20 protein-coding genes and 1 pseudogene are annotated in these 15701 nt (G+C 38.6%); 1 reads left to right on the top strand and 20 read right to left on the bottom strand.

Translation table 11 applies throughout. The features are described 5' to 3' along the window. Window positions 1-34 precede the first annotated feature (34 nt). From I7804_RS18590 to I7804_RS18630, 9 genes are all read right to left on the bottom strand, one after another. Window positions 35-457 (bottom strand): hypothetical protein, encoded by a 423-nt coding sequence (locus tag I7804_RS18590; protein WP_027218531.1) that lies wholly within the window; start codon window positions 455-457, stop codon window positions 35-37. 24 nt (window positions 458-481) lie between these two features. Continuing rightward, the gene (locus tag I7804_RS18595) at window positions 482-943 is read right to left on the bottom strand and encodes a GNAT family N-acetyltransferase (RefSeq protein WP_248406080.1); all 462 of its coding nucleotides are present in this window, start codon (window positions 941-943) and stop codon (window positions 482-484) included. A 170-nt stretch (window positions 944-1113) separates the two neighbouring features. Then, a complete protein-coding gene (locus tag I7804_RS18600; RefSeq protein ID WP_027218532.1) occupies window positions 1114-1617 on the bottom strand; it encodes a GNAT family N-acetyltransferase in 504 nt (167 codons plus the stop codon). A 27-nt stretch (window positions 1618-1644) separates the two neighbouring features. Further along, window positions 1645-2907 carry an ATP-binding protein gene (locus tag I7804_RS18605; protein ID WP_248406081.1) on the bottom strand — a complete coding sequence of 421 codons (1263 nt, stop codon included), beginning with the start codon at window positions 2905-2907 and terminating at the stop codon, window positions 1645-1647. Window positions 2908-3133: 226 nt separating this feature from the next. Further along, on the bottom strand, window positions 3134-3319 hold the full coding sequence (locus I7804_RS18610) for a hypothetical protein (protein ID WP_074758683.1): 186 nt from the start codon (window positions 3317-3319) through the stop codon (window positions 3134-3136). 5 nt (window positions 3320-3324) lie between these two features. Next, window positions 3325-3744 carry a DUF523 domain-containing protein gene (locus tag I7804_RS18615; protein ID WP_248406082.1) on the bottom strand — a complete coding sequence of 140 codons (420 nt, stop codon included), beginning with the start codon at window positions 3742-3744 and terminating at the stop codon, window positions 3325-3327. 17 nt (window positions 3745-3761) lie between these two features. Next, the gene (locus I7804_RS18620; RefSeq protein WP_248406083.1) at window positions 3762-4067 is read right to left on the bottom strand and encodes a hypothetical protein; all 306 of its coding nucleotides are present in this window, start codon (window positions 4065-4067) and stop codon (window positions 3762-3764) included. A 107-nt stretch (window positions 4068-4174) separates the two neighbouring features. Then, a complete protein-coding gene (gene crcB / locus I7804_RS18625) occupies window positions 4175-4543 on the bottom strand; it encodes a fluoride efflux transporter CrcB (RefSeq protein WP_074758679.1) in 369 nt (122 codons plus the stop codon). Between the two features lie 313 nt (window positions 4544-4856). After that, window positions 4857-5627 (bottom strand): ATP-binding protein, encoded by a 771-nt coding sequence (locus tag I7804_RS18630; protein WP_248406084.1) that lies wholly within the window; start codon window positions 5625-5627, stop codon window positions 4857-4859. A gap of 106 nt (window positions 5628-5733) precedes the next feature. Between I7804_RS18630 and I7804_RS18635 the strand changes: the two genes are divergently transcribed. Further along, window positions 5734-6393, top strand: coding sequence for a Crp/Fnr family transcriptional regulator (locus tag I7804_RS18635; protein WP_248406085.1), 660 nt, complete (start codon window positions 5734-5736; stop codon window positions 6391-6393). Here the strand turns inward: I7804_RS18635 and I7804_RS18640 are convergent. The 11 genes and pseudogenes from I7804_RS18640 to I7804_RS18690 all read right to left on the bottom strand — a co-directional run. After that, window positions 6390-6536: pseudogene (locus tag I7804_RS18640) on the bottom strand (TIGR04076 family protein); the annotation flags it as partial. The gene I7804_RS18635 and the pseudogene I7804_RS18640 sit on opposite strands and share 4 nt — an antisense overlap. 99 nt (window positions 6537-6635) lie before the next feature. After that, entirely contained in the window at window positions 6636-7106 is a 471-nt protein-coding gene (locus I7804_RS18645) for a GNAT family N-acetyltransferase (protein ID WP_026508169.1), read from the bottom strand. Between the two features lie 80 nt (window positions 7107-7186). Next, window positions 7187-7642, bottom strand: coding sequence for a GNAT family N-acetyltransferase (locus I7804_RS18650; protein ID WP_248406087.1), 456 nt, complete (start codon window positions 7640-7642; stop codon window positions 7187-7189). Continuing rightward, window positions 7643-8431: a GNAT family N-acetyltransferase gene (locus I7804_RS18655; RefSeq protein WP_331477895.1), complete on the bottom strand. Its 789-nt coding sequence runs from the start codon at window positions 8429-8431 to the stop codon at window positions 7643-7645. 172 nt (window positions 8432-8603) lie between these two features. Further along, a complete protein-coding gene (locus I7804_RS18660; RefSeq protein ID WP_248406088.1) occupies window positions 8604-9047 on the bottom strand; it encodes a GNAT family N-acetyltransferase in 444 nt (147 codons plus the stop codon). A 158-nt stretch (window positions 9048-9205) separates the two neighbouring features. Next, a complete protein-coding gene (locus I7804_RS18665; RefSeq protein ID WP_248406089.1) occupies window positions 9206-9649 on the bottom strand; it encodes a hypothetical protein in 444 nt (147 codons plus the stop codon). Further along, the gene (locus I7804_RS18670; protein ID WP_248406090.1) at window positions 9636-9851 is read right to left on the bottom strand and encodes a helix-turn-helix transcriptional regulator; all 216 of its coding nucleotides are present in this window, start codon (window positions 9849-9851) and stop codon (window positions 9636-9638) included. The genes I7804_RS18665 and I7804_RS18670 overlap by 14 nt, the downstream gene beginning before the upstream one ends. A 698-nt stretch (window positions 9852-10549) precedes the next feature. Then, on the bottom strand, window positions 10550-10936 hold the full coding sequence (locus tag I7804_RS18675) for a hypothetical protein (RefSeq protein ID WP_248406091.1): 387 nt from the start codon (window positions 10934-10936) through the stop codon (window positions 10550-10552). A gap of 328 nt (window positions 10937-11264) precedes the next feature. Beyond that, window positions 11265-12062, bottom strand: coding sequence for an ATP-binding cassette domain-containing protein (locus I7804_RS18680; RefSeq protein ID WP_248406092.1), 798 nt, complete (start codon window positions 12060-12062; stop codon window positions 11265-11267). A gap of 763 nt (window positions 12063-12825) precedes the next feature. Continuing rightward, entirely contained in the window at window positions 12826-14361 is a 1536-nt protein-coding gene (locus I7804_RS18685) for a hypothetical protein (RefSeq protein WP_248406093.1), read from the bottom strand. A gap of 113 nt (window positions 14362-14474) precedes the next feature. Next, window positions 14475-15494, bottom strand: coding sequence for an NAD-dependent epimerase/dehydratase family protein (locus tag I7804_RS18690; RefSeq protein WP_248406094.1), 1020 nt, complete (start codon window positions 15492-15494; stop codon window positions 14475-14477). Window positions 15495-15701 lie beyond the last annotated feature (207 nt).

A 15701-nucleotide genomic window follows, 5' to 3' on the forward strand; every position in this document is an offset into this window, starting at 1 on the left:
TATATATATTTACATGTCTTTTTGCATAGTAACTTTAACAATTAGCACCCAATTCATATCCGTATTTCAGATACGCTTCAAGCATCTCCATAAAGGTATCGTACTCACCAAAATCATTGCTGCCAGCCTCTCCTATGGCATACTTGTGGGTATTAGCATCATAGATGAAACTGTTATCATCTACGCATCCAAACCATATGCATTTCTGATCATCGTCCCACCATTCGAATAAGCTTTCTTCATCGCATCTAAAATAATCGAAGAAGTTGTTATTCTGCCTGTAGTATTCCTCAAGTTCAGCAACGATTTTCTGCTCAACGCCATATTTATCACATATAGTCCTGAACGCCTTAATTTCTTCCTCCGAAGCAGGTGTAAGTTCAACACAATGTCCGTTGCAGACATATCCCCACTCGCTCATAGCGCAGTACTTCTCAAACAATTCCTTTAATGTCATGTCTTATTCCTCTTTTCAATATTTCTAGCTGAATGATTCAATCTTTTTTACATATACTCTGGAAAGTTCCCCGTTCATATCCTTCAGCTTTGTTTTAAGTTCGCACCCATACTTCTCATAGAGCCCGACATGGCTTGTTGAGATGTATACTTCTGATATACCTTCTTCCCTGGCAAGTTTTTCAACTTCTTCCATCAAAAGAGCAATGTAGCGATGCCCTCTATGCTCAGGGCGCGTAAAAACAAATCCCATCCACGGTGTTAGATCTGTAGAAGGAATATCATCTTTTTTAGCATAAGTACAAAATGAGATCAATTCATCTCCGTCTGTAAGTAGCAATACTTTTGAGCCTTCGCCTACGAAGTCAAAAAAAGTCTCATTACTGAGCATATCATAAATAAATCTGGCTGCTTCCCAGTCGCATTTTTGAATCTCGCCTAGCCAGTACTCTTTTTTATCACTATCAAAATAATTGATTATTCTCATAAAATGCCCCACAGTCTTTTTCTCAAATAACCTTCTTCATATAACCACATGTAAAAGGGAAGAAATCAAACTTCTTTGTACCTATATGAACAACTCCATTTTGTTCATACCATTTGCGCAGAACAGCATTTTCTCCTCTTTAGCAAGCAATAATCAAATGTCTAGTCACATTAAAGCAGTTTTGATATCACCATATTACATCTACCCCAAGCTTCATCCTTGAACATAAATGCATTCTCATCAGTTCTTCGCTCTTTAAATCCAATCTTTTCATAAAACTTCTTAGCTCGAATATTCTCTGGAAATACATTAAGATGAACTGCATTAGCATTTGGATTATCAAAGGCGTCTTTAAGCGCAAGCTTTATCATCTCCCCAGCTACGCCTTTTCCTCTGACTTGAGGTGAGACAACTACGAATTTAAGCATTCCTTCGTTAGTGGTGTTATTAAGCGAATAACAATAGAAGCCCACAACGCTACCCTCATCAGTAACCGCAACGAACGCCTTATCTCCAAACATCTCCTTTATTTCAGATAAGATCTGCTGCAAATTACTTTTATCAAGCGGATATATCAAATGGTTCGCACTCCACATAGCATGCGTTCTCTCGTCTGTGATCCAGTCCTTTATTATGTCAAAATCGTTATCTATCTCAAACTCTCTAATCTTCATAGTCCTCATACCTAAAAATTATGAATTTCATGACAAAAGAAACTTGTGTACAGGAATTACTTCTATTGCATATCCATCTTCTTCTATCGTTCTTTCTTCTTCGCTTGTGACTATTACCAGTCTTTTTACCTCTTCAGTTTTTTGGGCAAGTGATACAAGACTTTTAGTTTCTCTTTCTTGTGCATCACCTAGCGCGTATGCAACCTGAACTGCCATTCCTTCCTCTGGAATATAAAAATCAATATCTATTCCTGTCTGGTTGGATTTGAAGTAATATACACCGTCTTCATATTTACGCTTAAGGCAGATTCCTACTGCATTTTCCAGTAGTGCTGAAGGTTTATCTACAAGAAACAGCGACAAGATTCCATTATCATAGAAATAAAATCTTGGAGTGCTTTCCTTTTCAGCAAACTTGGAAACATAATTTCTAGTCCTGAATATAAGATACGCATTCTCGGCATGAGAAGTATAATCTATCATCGAGTCAGTAGATGTCTTTATTCCTGTAGCTTTTATATTACCGGAAAGTGTATTAAAGGAAATCTCGTGCATTACCGTCTCAGCAATCTTTTTTACCATAAGACGAAGTGCCATTTTATTCTTAACCTGCTCACGCTCAATAATGTCACCTAAAAGCACTTTTTCATAAACACTCTTTATATATTCCCTCTTATTCTTCAAAAGAAGAGCATCCGGAAGCCCTCCACCGGCAATATATTCCTGGCACGCCCTTTTGATCTTGGCAGCCTTTGCTGTTGTAAGCAGCGCCGCTTCATCATGAGCTATCTTCTGAAAATCAAGCGCTTCACTTAGAGAAAATGGCATGATCATTTTAGGAATATATCTGCCGCCCAAAACTCTGGCCATTTCTGAACTGAGCATTTTGGCATTACTGCCTGTAATGTAAACATGCCTTTTCTGGTCAGCCATTCTTCTTGCAAAGTGCTCCCAGCCATCTATTATCTGAATCTCGTCAAAGAAAAAATAAATATCTTTGGAATCATTAAGTTCATATGCAGTCTCTACGACATCATTAAAGTCTTCCTTTGTAAATCCCAATAATCTATCATCCTCAAAATTCACATAGATTATCTGAGACCAATCACAACCTTCAGATACAAGCTCTCTGGCAATCTTATATAAAAGGGTAGACTTACCGGATCTTCTAAGTCCTACCAATACATAATTAACGTTCTTCTCAAAAAAATAGTCTCTCGGGATGATCTCTGCATTCTGAATAACTTCGATTTGATCAAAAATGACTTTTTTTAATATATCGTGATTCATTTTGCAACCTCCGACGAACATTTTATCGTGTATACACGATGATATATTTTAATTTTATCGTGTATGCACGATAATTTCAACCATTTTTGTCGTGTATACACGATGGTTTTACTTATTTTTATCGTGCATACACGACAAAAACATAGTTGTACTATAACAGAAAAAGAGCCATCTAACAGCAATTAATACTGTCAAATGGCTCTTATCCAACTCATCTTTAACCCTCTCATACTCCTGCCGGCCACTCAGAGCCAACGTCCAGCCCATTCTCCGTAAGCCAGTCATCTTCCACTGACACAAGTTTCTCATTCCCCGCATCATCCGCAAGAGTAACTGATGCCTTAGGCTTCTGTCCCGGCTGTAATTCCTCGCAGCCATAATCCCCATCAAATATCTGCTTTATCTTCCACATAAACCTCAGTCCAAGTCCTCCACGTCAATCAGCTTAATCGAAGTTTCACTAACCATCTGCGCAAAGACTCCCATGCCAGGGATCTTCTTTCCTGTAAAAGAGCCATCGTAAACCTCTTTTACTCCGCAGCTTGGGCTTCTTGACTGAAGAATACAAACCTGCGCACCAGAATCCATAATCTTCTTAAATGCTGCCTCTGCTCCGGATCTGAATTCTTTATCAACAACCTTGCCTTCTCTGTTGGTAACAACTCCGTTCACTATCTCAGCCGGAACCCTTGGAGTAGGAAGTCCTCCCATTACTTCAGGACATATAGGAATCACTTTATGATCTTCACAGAAAGCCCTGACTTTCTCGCTGCAGTTATTTCCACCGTTATATTTGCAGTTCTCACCTAAAAGGCATGCGCTAATAGCAATGACCATTACAGTTTTCCATCCTTCTATGCTTTTCTTCGATTCTTTCTATAGGTCTCAATTTCTTCCGCTATTGTGTTACAGACTCTCTCAAACAATTCCTCATATGCCTGCTTCCACAGGATTTCACCGGGAACTTTTTCAAGGAGATTTTCCTGAACAAACAGCTTGCTCTTTTCTTTATATTTGGGAAGATCATTTCTCTCTAAAAGATGATTTAACTCAGTCCTCCACAGAATGGAGATTTTCCTCTTATCCTTGACTCTGGGATTTACCTCCATCATACTCATCCTGGCGCCTGTCCTGCGCAGGCAGATAGTATTATTGGACATAGCAATAGTGCCATGCACTGCTTAATTCTTTTCACTAAACTCTCCTCATATAAATTCATCAAACGTCAAAGCAAAAAGCTTACTTCCTTAGCACGTTTTGCTGAAATTCAAAGTTTAATTATCGTCGCAAGTTTCTTTCCACATAGAATTCCAAATATGCAGCAACAACAACTTAGTGCTACATATAATCCGCCATTCATATATTGTTTCTTCTCAAACAAATTAAAAGCTTCAAGGGAAAATGTAGAGAACGTGGTAAAACCTCCGCACACCCCTGTCTTCCAGAAAAGAATGGTATTATCAGATACACTTTCTCGATTACTGGCAATTCCAACAACGAATCCAATTAGTATGGCACCGATGATATTTGTAATCAGAGTTAATATCGGAAAATAAGTCTTAACAGGAATCAGACTTATTGCATATCGCGCTACTGCACCCAAGGCACCACCAAGTGCTACAAATAGAAAATTCATATCAACCTCTCCGTTAATTTCTGATATTTATCTTCTACTATATCCGTTTTCCCAAAATAAAAAAAGTCATCTGACAGTTTTATCCGCCAGATGACTTTAAAATCGAATTCTGTTGTGATCACCTTCCGCAATGGATCTTAATTGCATGGAAGATAAACTCTCATCACTCCACACATGAACTTCAAAGCGATTCGTTAATTACTGCTTTCAGAGTTTCCGATGATTTCAGTAATGCCTCTTTTTCCTGCTCACTAAGTCTGATCGGCACAGAACCTTCAACGCCAGCTCTTCCGACAAATGTTTGTTGGGAAATTTAATCAAGTACCTCTCCGTTACGAGAGATGGTTACAACATGCCAGGGAAGGAACTTTCCACTGTTCTTTATAGCATTCTCTGCGGCCCTCTGGAGTCCTCCGCAGCATGGAACCTCCATCCTTACTATGGTCACGCTAGCGATGTCGTTATTTGATATGATTTCTGTCAGCTTTTCTGTGTAGTCGCCATCATCCAGCTTTGGGCATCCTATCATTGTAACCTTCCCCTTCATGAACTCCTCGTGCATGTTTGCATAGGCGTATGCTGTGCAGTCAGCTGCAATGAGGAGCTTGGCCCCATTATAAAAATTTGCCTGCGTCGGCAAAAGTTTTATCTGACATGGCCACTGCATCAGTCTTGAGGGATGTGAGCTCATTCTTGAAATCATGTCCTGACTGGGATCATTGTCTTCCTGGTTGCTTCTCTTAAGCGTCATAAATTTTGACCCCGGACATCCATGTCCAGCAGCATGTTGTTCCATTTCATTCATCATCTTGTTCTCGCACTGATGCATATCCTTATCCAATCCTTTCTTTTCCTGTGCTGCCTTTACTGCTGCTTCATCATAAGCAGGCGCTTCCCTTTCTTCAAAAGAAATCGCTCCCATAGGACAGCCCGGCAAACAGTCCCCAAATCCATCGCAAAAGTTCTCTCTTACTAGCTTTGCTTTTCCATTCACAATATCAATAGCTCCTTCGTGGCATGCGCTAGCGCAAATACCACAGCCATTGCACTTTTCTTCGTCGATCTTTATTATCTTTCTTACCATCTTTAAACCTCTCTGTTCTTTGCTTTATCCTTGTTCTGATGGTGTCAGTATAATATACTATCCTTAACAAGTATGTTGTTTAAACCACATTTTAGGAGAAATATTTATGAATCTTGAAGGTATAGAAAAAAGCAGACTGTTCCAGGGAATGACAGCAAAAGAGCTATCCTCGTGCCTTGACTTCCTGGATGCAAAGGAAAAGAGATTCCGAAAAGACGATGTGATCCTCCATGCCGGAGAACAGACTTCCCAAATAGGCATGGTGCTTTCTGGTAGTGTTACTGTTGAAAGCAATGACATCTGGGGCAACCGAACTGTATTAAGCCATGTGGGTAAGAACCAGTACTTTGCCGAGACCTATGCTCTTCTTGGTGAAGTCCTTCTGGTTGATGTCAGAGCAAATGAGGAAAGCCGTATTCTCTTTTGCAATATAAAGAACCTTCTTGAAGATAGCAAAAAGAGCTCTCCCTGGAAGGAAAAGCTCCTTAAAAATATACTTATCATCTCATCACAAAAGAACCTTATCCTCTCCGGACGAAGCTTTTATACTTCTTCCAAGAGCTGCCGCGGACGCCTCCTGTCTTATCTCAATGCCATTGCACTACAGACTGACTCCAGAGAATTTGATATTCCATTCAACAGACAACAGCTTGCTGATTATCTGAACCTTGAGCGCACCAATATGTCAAAAGAACTCTCACGCATACAAGATGAAGGGCTTATAGAGTATAGAGAAAGTCATTTCAAGCTTCTTAAGGCTGATTAGCCAATATATGCATCATCTGCAAAGTTGTGGAAATTCTGCTTTTCCAACCACTCTTTCTCTTCGTCATTCTCCGGAATATCAACACGCTCGATTTTAAAGATAACAGGTCTTGTCCCGTCATTGCAGCATGCGATCATCATTCGATCATCATTAGTCTACCCCTTCATAATGGATCCACCCCAGAGGGTTGGAGCTCCCCTCGGCTATCAAAATCCAGCATAAAGGCAGATCCTTTCATCTGATCAAAAATTATACTGCATGAAATTTCCGTTATGCTTAAATCCATATGATTCGTACAACTTCACACCCATATTCGATGCTGTAATATAGATTGTTCCGCAGCCATATTCTTTTGCCTCTTTTACTACCCTGTCCAGTAACTCTGTAGCGATTCCCAACCTCCTATAGTTCGGATCGGTATACATGCTGGACAAGATACCTAATTTCCCTGAAGGGCATGTGAAGTATGGCGGTTTTTCCGCGAAGGACATACCACTTGTTCCGACTATCTTATCTCCATCAAATGCCAGCCAGGAAATATAGGTTCCGGCAGCCATATTTCTTTTATAAAAATCCAGCAAAGCCTCTTCAAGATTTACATCATTCGGTACAGTTTTTCCCTCTGATGTGTATTCTTCTGTCAGTTGATCTATTCTCATTCTTATGATCCTGTTTAATTCGTTCTCTGATAATCTTTTATAAACAATATCCATAAACATATCCTTCCATTATGTCTATTCTATGTGGTTGTATTTCATTACTTCATCAGCCTTTTTCAGTAATATTCCTGCTATTACCTAAGTTCCATTTCATCATTCATTTTTACAAAGCCATACTTCTCATACAGAGGTCTTCCCATCTCAGTAGCTTCAAGAGAGATTGCTTTGATTCCTCTACTCTTTGCATCCTGTACAAGAAGGTCCAAAGTCTTATAAGCTATTCCCTGCCTGCGATAATCAGATGCCGTGTACATATTCATGATGTATGCTTTTTCACCTGATGTATTATGATATGTTGGCATTACTCTGTAATAGCTCACTCCGCCGGCACCTATAAATTTGTCCTCGTCAAACACCAGATATGCTGTATGTGAGCCATCAGCCATAGCTTTAGAATAGTAATCTCTGGATTGCCGCTCTACCTCTGACATATCAATGCTTGCATCAAGCCTATTTGCTGCCCTCAAAACTTCTATTCTTGTGGCGACAAGTATATCCAGATCTTCTATTGTTGCCTTTCTGAAATTCATTTATTTACCCGCCTCTGAATTAATCTCATCAACTATATTTGCTGGTTTTATAGTCATCTCAACCCATGCCGGAGCAAATCCACTCTTCGCTGCATTTCTAGCTGATCTTATATTTGACCATGCAGAACAGTAAAATGGCACCTTTCCTCTTTCAAGTATTTCTTTTGCCAACCTGCTTGTAAGAGCAGATGCTATTCCTTTTTGTCTGTACTCAGGAAGAACATCTACCCCTATCTGCCACATGTCATCACAATCAGCTGAACATGCAGCAAATCCTACCAGATTATCCTTGTCATAGGCTCCAACTCCCAGAACATCCAAATTTTTACGATCACTGCATAGCGCATTACTCCACTCAGGTAGATATAAGTCCTTAAAGTCATCCTGTTCAAGTATTCTTGTTTCATATAAGCATTGTTCATTGGGAATCCTCTCCACATCAGGAAGATAGTACTCCGCCATAAAACATATCTTGTACCCACGCTCTGCAAGACGTTCCTCAAGCCAGTGCATATTGGGAGTCTCAAAAAGATGGTAGAACTCATATTTATCTACGTATTCAGAAACCAGATCTTCCACTTCGCCCATTGTGGCAGCTACAACATTATTACCATAAGAAACAAAGTTACAGGTGATTGGTTCTTTATAATACCTGCGTGCATTATCTCCCAAATGAAACTTACAGATTATATTTTTCTCAGATAAAAAATCCTCCGCTTTACATCCTATATCTTCAGCGGATTGTCTCATTGCAATTTCTTTAATCTCTTTATTTGTTAGCATTTTCATATTTTAATAGATCCTCTCTATTACCGGAGATTTATCAGTTGTTTTTTCGCATATATCCGACCAGAATCATCCTCCAACGAAAACATATTTTTACTATAACAAAAAAGAGCCATTTGACAGTAATTAGCACTGTCAAACGGCAATTTTATTTCTTTCAAAAATAATCCTAGTTTCAGTCTCGCTCTAGCATCACGATATATTCAGGTGTGCCTTCTTCTAATTGTCTTTTTCCGTTAAGCTTAAATCCATGTGTCTTGTAAAAATGTATAGCTTCTTTGTTCTTCTCCAGCGTCCATAGGTGTCTGCTATCATATTTTTCTTTTGCGAACTCTAACAATTGGGCTCCTATGCCTTGGTTCCAAAAGAAGTAATCTACATATAATTCCGAAATTTCTTTTCCCTCCAGATGCATCATTCCCTTAACTATGCCATCATCATATACCCAAACTTTATTGAGAAGTTCAGAATCCTTGAATTCATTGGCGACCTTTACTACCTGCAACTCGTTAAAAGAGTAATCATCATTATGAAATATTGATCTGTACTTCATTCTTTTTGTAAACACCAGGATTTCGGCAATTCTTGATATATCTTTTGGTTCTGCTTTTCTTATCACGTTTCTGTATCCGCCTTAAATCTCAATCATTTTCCTAATGCCATTAGGAATCACTTCGAAGCCAATTTTCTTGTAGAAGCCCTCTTTACCATTGGCGGAGACTCCACCAATGGTGGTAAACTTGCCTGTTGATGAATTCTTTAATAAGGGCAATTAAATCAGTATTTCTTCCTCAATTGATAATACACCACTTTATCTATTGCAATCTGTATAATTAACAATCCAAACAAATACCAAACTATAGTCTTATGATTGATAATCATTCCTGCTTTTCCAATAATAGAGAATGTCACCTCGGAAATGCATATCAAGAAAAAAATGATATTATAAGCTATTCTACCCGATTTGTCGCGTAGTTTCTCGTTCAATTCATCATGTAGACTAATATCTTCCTGTTCCTTAATTTCACTGTATCTTTTCTTGTTTTTGGGAGCAGACCAGTAAAAATGCTTTATAATCCATCCAATACCGGGTCCTAAAGCGCCTCCCGCCAACCCCCAGAGCAAGCCGTCTACTTCACTCTCGGTAAAAACCGCTGCTAGAACAAAGCAACTTCCAACGAGTATACATAAAACACCTTTATTAAGATCACTTATTTTCATCGTTTCCACCTCCCTTATGAATAAAAATATCTTCAATTGCCATTCCAAAATAATCTGCTATGGTAAACGCGAGATCAAGCGATGGATTATACTTACCATTCTCGATTGAACTGATCGTCTGCCTGGAAACTCGGATTATTTTAGCAAATTCCTCCTGGTTTAAACCGCGTTCCTTCCGCAGCTTCTCTACATAATTTTCCAATGCATATCCTCCAATTGAAATTTGTCAAGGTTCCTTTACATTTTGAATATATCATAGTGTGTCATCTATGTCAAGGTTCCTTTACATTTATTCTGACAATCTTATTCTGACAATTACATCATCTTAAAAACAAACTGATTATCAATGTGCCACTACAACTCTTCGGTCAAGGGCGTTTTCACGCCCCTGCCTACTGCTATCAGTTATTCATCTCTCAGGTCTTAGATTATTCCTATTAAGATTTGGACCTTGCTCCTCTTTCCTCTGATCAACTATCGCCTGGCTTTCTCTTAACTTTTGTAAAATGCTTGTTTTAGCCTTTTCAGCTATCTCAGGCTTCTTTGTCTTGTCCGAGGCTGAATACAATTATAGATAAAAGAAAACCCCAAAAAACACTGAGTTTCTGAGGTAAGCAACGAGCCACTTCGATTCCGCTTCGCTCCATCTTTGTCGCGACAGTCGTCGCGAAAAATCAAAAAAATAACGCCCTGTGAATGCAAGCATTCCAGGACGCAATTTTTCGATTTTTTGTGCCTCGTTGTTTCGCGAAGATTATCTCTTTGAGAACTATTAATGAAGTGAAAGATAACACGCTATCACATCATCCCGACAAACTTGAAGTTATCGAACTCTTTAACATAAAAATGTATCTTATCAAATATCAACTTATCATCAATTGTGTTAAAGCAATCTACATACTAATATCTGAACTTTTTCTTTTCTAACATTTTTATTTTTACTATCATAATTAGTAAACAATAAACCGCCAAGTGCATACATATCAGCATCATCTCTCTTGGTTCAAAATAACTATTGCTTCCCACAGATTTGAGCCCATCAGTGATAGGCGGGAGTATAAAGTTCAAAATACTAAATGCTGATGAACAATCAATAAGTCCCTCCTTAGAGACTGCAAGCAGGGAAATCGCTATTGCTCCTATTATCGCATTCCTTCTCTTTCTAAAAATTCTTGGGTGAAAAAAATCTCCTGTCATCATACCCCCGAGTCCACACATGAAAATATGTCCCCCTCCACATGCAATATCTGCAAGTTCCATCTGCCTGGTAAATCTGCCATTATCCATCAAAAACAGTATCGTAGGCACTAATGTCAGCACAAGTGTATAGCATAAATCCAATGTAATTAATAACAGTTCGCGCGAAAAGTAATAGCTATGAATGTCCAAACAATGCAGGAATAGCGTTTCTTCATATATATCATTCTCTCCACCATTCAAGTATATAGACAGAAACAGACATATAAAGTATATGAAGAGCGCAGACAGTAAAAAACTACTACATATATTATGCGGTGCTACAGAATACATTGCTCCGAGAAAAATCAGAGTGACAACTGTAGGAATCGTTAATGTAGAGCTTTTCTTCAGCATTTTTAACCTTAATCTATATATTTCAATCAAGTTTCTCAATCCCAACAATTTCCCAACCCTCATCGTATAGTTTTAGCACCATTTCCTTTAACACTGCTTCCTTTGCCGTAATTTCATACCTATCACCATTACTTTTCATACCAAGCCAAGCTTGTAGCTTGGGGCATTTTCTAACATAGACCAAATATTGTAACTCTCCTGGGTTCTTTACTTCCATGAGTTTTCCTTTATCTATCGTATAGACCTTGTCAGACAACTCATTTATCAGCATCTTCTCATGACAAGCCATGAAGATCGTAACTCCCTTGTTCCTCAATTCATTCATTTTTGTTATAAACAGTTTCTGAGAGTCTGCATCCTGACCTGAAAGAGGTTCATCAAGAAAAATCACATCCCGCGGTGCAAGAATAGCCTGAATAACTCCTACTTTTTGAAGGCTTCCCTTCGATAGTTTGTTTAATCTTGTTTTGATCATGGATTCCAAGTAGAATTCACTGATCAGTTCATTCACTATCGAAAAATCCACTCTTTCTATCCTGGCAATGCCTTGAAGATAATCAATCATCGATATTTCCATACCTGGAAACTTTTCAGGTACATAACCGAATTTAAGTTTCTTTTGATACACTATTTTTCCAGAGCTTAACGAAACAATGCTAGCTAATAGCTTAAGCATTGTACTTTTGCCACATCCATTATGTCCACATAATGCTATGGATTCTCCTTGGGCAAATTCATGTGAAATATTATTTATCACATACTTACCATCATATACCTTTGAGGCATTTTCAAGTGTAATTACTTTTTTGTTTAGACTCATAATTATTCTTAAAGGTTATAACTTCAAAACCGTTATAGTCCTTAAACTTCTCCCTACAGATATCAGCCAAGTTATTCCCATACTCAATAGCTATTATATGGCATTTCTTTTCAAGATTTCTACTTTATATATTTCAATAAAAATTCAGTAACCCCTATAATTGAGAATCCATTCTCATCTAGTGTTTCACCAATCGGTCTATTTACAACAAGTATCTTTTGTACTTGATCATTTAACTTAAAATAAGGACGTATTTCTCTTTCTCTTGTTTCTGCATTAGAGATATCAGCAGTTACCTGTATATAAAGAGATCTAAGCCCATTAGTGGCATAAAAATCCACTTCACATTATCTTAATCAACAAAGTTGTAGAATTCTACACTTTTAGCGATTATCTCTTAGAGAACTTTTTCACTGCCTTAAATACCTTGTTTTGGGCATTTGTAAAGCAAGTTGCTGTTTACCTGCTGCGTACGGTAGAAAGCTCAGGTCTACTGTATGCTGCTGGTGGCAACTTTGTTATTCTTTATTGTCAAACCATTTAGGAACTTTGTGTGACAATCTCACAAGACTACCATCTTTGTAAATTGCAAATCTTTTAAAATCTTCTGTGTTATCATATACCGCAAAAGGCATTCTCACTGACACATTTACTGCGGATAAGTTTTTCCTTTACATCGCCGCCGAATTTTTGCTTTAAATCCTTGTATGTCAGATCTCCAAGAATCTGATCCGTAGACTCCTGAATTTATTTTATTGAATATTTACGAAATAAACAATGAGGGGGCATTTTCCACTAGTTTCTGCATCTCTTCCTGAGTATTCTTAGTTGGATCAAAGCTCTTCATTGTGCCTGATGCAGCATCATAATATAGCGCAGTAATCTGAGGGCTCATATTTCTGGCCGCTTCTGCACGTTCCTTTGCAGCCTGCGATGAGGCCTTTGCAGCAGCAACAAACTTATCAAGCCAGTCTCTTACCTGTTCCCCAGTGTCTGCCGGTGATGTTATGATTTCTGAGAGTTCATCAAATGGCGTTTCAAATATGATCTCATCAGATACTACCAGATCTATTCCTGCCTTTTCAAACTGCTTCCTAAGTGCATTTACATATTTGTCAGTCGAAAAATCCTGTGTCAGATCAATGATAAATTTCCCACTCTGACATGTCATATTGAGCACAAGACCGCTTGAACAGTTTGAATACAGGTGTACCTCATCCACAAGTTCACCCGGCATATCAAACTGACCTACGTAACTTATAAGATAAGTGTCCAGCGCAAGATTTTCCATGAATCCAAGGAGTTTCTGTCTTCCTGCAAATGAATGAAAATGTCCTATGACACTCAGAAGCATATTGATATTATTAAATTCCTTTGCACAGTAATCATGCTCTTTCTGGGCATTGAGAAGCCTTTTATATTTCGCAGCTAATTCACTGTCTGAAAGGTTCTCTTCTTCTCTTCCGTAAGGCAGAGTCATACTCTTAACACAGTTTTTGAAGGTGTCATCACAACCTAATATATGTCTTGCGTCCATAGGGAAATTACTTACTATAGTCTTATCACAGTCTAAAGAAATCTCTTTTATCCCTCTGCTCATCAATATGCTCAGATATGTGATCGGAGATGCGCCGATGCTCTTGCAGGCATCCATAAACTGCTTCTGTGAAAAAGTGATCTCATAACGCCTATGATCATCTTTATTCTTTGTTTCAGGAAGCTTATATCCTTTATCGGACAGGCCTTCAATCTTCATGCTTTTTCCATTTAGTTCATACTTCTTTTCACACGGATCAGTAAGTTCGGCTACCGATAGTTCAGATGCCAGCAAGTGGTGCTCTTCTCTTATCTGCGCATATTCACCCATGTCAGCATTTTTATAATCACTGTAGAATCTGAGCAATGTCTCGAGAAATGTCTTTGCACCTCTTCCATCTGTAAGTCCGTGATGAAAAGAGAGTTTAAGGCTCTTTTCCCAATATGTAACTCCCATAAGATGATAGTTGTTACTATGTCCGCCCAGTGGGATAAATCCATCTTTGTGATGTGCCTCAAGCTTCATTTCATTCCTTACCGCATAGAAATCTCCATCTTTTTCTATGAATCTGACGCCAAAGTAAGGGTATCTGATGACAGTGTCTGCTATCGCCAGTTTCAGAAGTTCACCATTTATATCTTCCTTCATCCTGACATCATAAACCTCACTTGGAAGGCCCTTGGATCTGTATAAATATGGCATTCCAGACAAAGCCTTGTCACCATTCTTAAGTATTGTTTCTACATTCTTATTTTCCATCATTATGCTTCTCCTGTTATCTCTTTAGCAAGTTCCAGAATTTCAAAGGCATATTTTTCCTTGCCCTTTTTCAGAATCTTCTTATATAAATGATAGTTAGTGATGCAAATTGCAGCTTATGCTATTTTTCCTGTTTCTTTGAGCCATCTGATCTCGTCACGTATGGTCTCTCTGTATGATCTTGTAGTATAACCAAGTTCCTTACTTGCTTTACTTGAATCAAAGCGGTTGTTCCTTGCAAGATTATAAACGGAGAAAGTTGTCATAAGCGGCTTTTCTCCTGTCTTTTTGGCTTTTTTCTCAAGTATCTTTGCAATGAAGTTTGCTGCTGATATAGGTAAAAAGAACTTCATCTGTTTACATCCGCTCTCCTCTGAAACAAGCTTTGTAAAATCCTTAAAGCTGACTGGCTCATTCCCAAGAATGTAGCACTCTCCGCTTTTTCCCTTATCCGCTGCTCCAATGAGTCCGTCAGCCAGATCCCTTACATCACACAGATTAAAGCTTCCGTCAATTCCGGCGGGCATCTCACCATTGATGATATCAACCAGAGTCTTTGTGGTCTCACCCATTGCAAAGTCCTCAGGTCCGAGGATTCCTGAAGGGTGAACTACACATGCATTAAGCCCTTCCTTTGCAGCCTTGAGCACCACATTTGTTGCCATAGCCTTTGACAATGAGTAGCAGCCTTTGATTCTCTCAGGATCAAGTGGGATTGAACCTTCACACTCTCTTATGGTTCCTTTTTCTTCCTCAGGTATTGCTCCTGTTGATGAGCAATAGACAAGCTTTGATACTTTGTGCTCTTTGCACATCTCTATGATGTTTTCTGTTCCACCGACATTTACATCCATGACTTTCTGACTGTAATCAGGATTTACTGTTACGATGCTTGCTATGTGGAGCACAATTACTTCCGTATCTTCAGGCGTCTCAAAGAATCTCTCCAGGTCATCTTTATTACAAAGATCTCCGTATACGATTTCTACTTCTTCCGGAAGATATGCGGCTGACTTATCACCTTCAAGGACAAATGCCCTTACTTTTTCGTTTCTTTCAACAAGCTTTCTGCAGACTGTGCTTCCAAGAAATCCTGCTGCTCCTGTTACCAGATACATCTTATTTGTTTGACTCATTTATCTTTACCTCTCTTATTTTCAATTTGTTTTCTTGCTCTCTGTTTTGAGCTTGAAGTCATTATAGAAAAATGAGCCTGCAAAAAGAACAACACTTTTTACAAAATGTGTTGATTTAAGGATCACAGGTCCCGACACGTTTTGTAAAAAGTGTTGATTTGTAAGTCCGATATACTGTTTTTACTGCTCTATGGCTTGATGATACAC

Origin of the sequence: Butyrivibrio fibrisolvens (assembly GCF_023206215.1) — a bacterium.
Taxonomy (GTDB): domain Bacteria; phylum Bacillota; class Clostridia; order Lachnospirales; family Lachnospiraceae; genus Butyrivibrio; species Butyrivibrio fibrisolvens_C.

Excerpts from the sequence above, each read along its gene's own strand:
- I7804_RS18635 (WP_248406085.1), top strand. The coding sequence starts at position 5,734 with ATGAATCTTGAAGGTATAGAAAAAAGCAGACTGTTCCAGGGAATGACA.
- I7804_RS18680 (WP_248406092.1), bottom strand. The coding sequence starts at position 12,062 with ATGAGTCTAAACAAAAAAGTAATTACACTTGAAAATGCCTCAAAGGTA.
- I7804_RS18645 (WP_026508169.1), bottom strand. The coding sequence starts at position 7,106 with ATGGATATTGTTTATAAAAGATTATCAGAGAACGAATTAAACAGGATC.
- I7804_RS18610 (WP_074758683.1), bottom strand. The coding sequence starts at position 3,319 with ATGTGGAAGATAAAGCAGATATTTGATGGGGATTATGGCTGCGAGGAA.
- I7804_RS18655 (WP_331477895.1), bottom strand. The coding sequence starts at position 8,431 with ATGAAAATGCTAACAAATAAAGAGATTAAAGAAATTGCAATGAGACAA.
- I7804_RS18650 (WP_248406087.1), bottom strand. The coding sequence starts at position 7,642 with ATGAATTTCAGAAAGGCAACAATAGAAGATCTGGATATACTTGTCGCC.
- I7804_RS18690 (WP_248406094.1), bottom strand. The coding sequence starts at position 15,494 with ATGAGTCAAACAAATAAGATGTATCTGGTAACAGGAGCAGCAGGATTT.
- I7804_RS18630 (WP_248406084.1), bottom strand. The coding sequence starts at position 5,627 with ATGGTAAGAAAGATAATAAAGATCGACGAAGAAAAGTGCAATGGCTGT.
- I7804_RS18665 (WP_248406089.1), bottom strand. The coding sequence starts at position 9,649 with ATGAAAATAAGTGATCTTAATAAAGGTGTTTTATGTATACTCGTTGGA.
- I7804_RS18615 (WP_248406082.1), bottom strand. The coding sequence starts at position 3,744 with ATGGTCATTGCTATTAGCGCATGCCTTTTAGGTGAGAACTGCAAATAT.
- I7804_RS18605 (WP_248406081.1), bottom strand. The coding sequence starts at position 2,907 with ATGAATCACGATATATTAAAAAAAGTCATTTTTGATCAAATCGAAGTT.
- I7804_RS18600 (WP_027218532.1), bottom strand. The coding sequence starts at position 1,617 with ATGAAGATTAGAGAGTTTGAGATAGATAACGATTTTGACATAATAAAG.
- I7804_RS18590 (WP_027218531.1), bottom strand. The coding sequence starts at position 457 with ATGACATTAAAGGAATTGTTTGAGAAGTACTGCGCTATGAGCGAGTGG.
- crcB (WP_074758679.1), bottom strand. The coding sequence starts at position 4,543 with ATGAATTTTCTATTTGTAGCACTTGGTGGTGCCTTGGGTGCAGTAGCG.
- I7804_RS18595 (WP_248406080.1), bottom strand. The coding sequence starts at position 943 with ATGAGAATAATCAATTATTTTGATAGTGATAAAAAAGAGTACTGGCTA.
- I7804_RS18685 (WP_248406093.1), bottom strand. The coding sequence starts at position 14,361 with ATGATGGAAAATAAGAATGTAGAAACAATACTTAAGAATGGTGACAAG.
- I7804_RS18675 (WP_248406091.1), bottom strand. The coding sequence starts at position 10,936 with ATGGATAATGGCAGATTTACCAGGCAGATGGAACTTGCAGATATTGCA.
- I7804_RS18620 (WP_248406083.1), bottom strand. The coding sequence starts at position 4,067 with ATGTCCAATAATACTATCTGCCTGCGCAGGACAGGCGCCAGGATGAGT.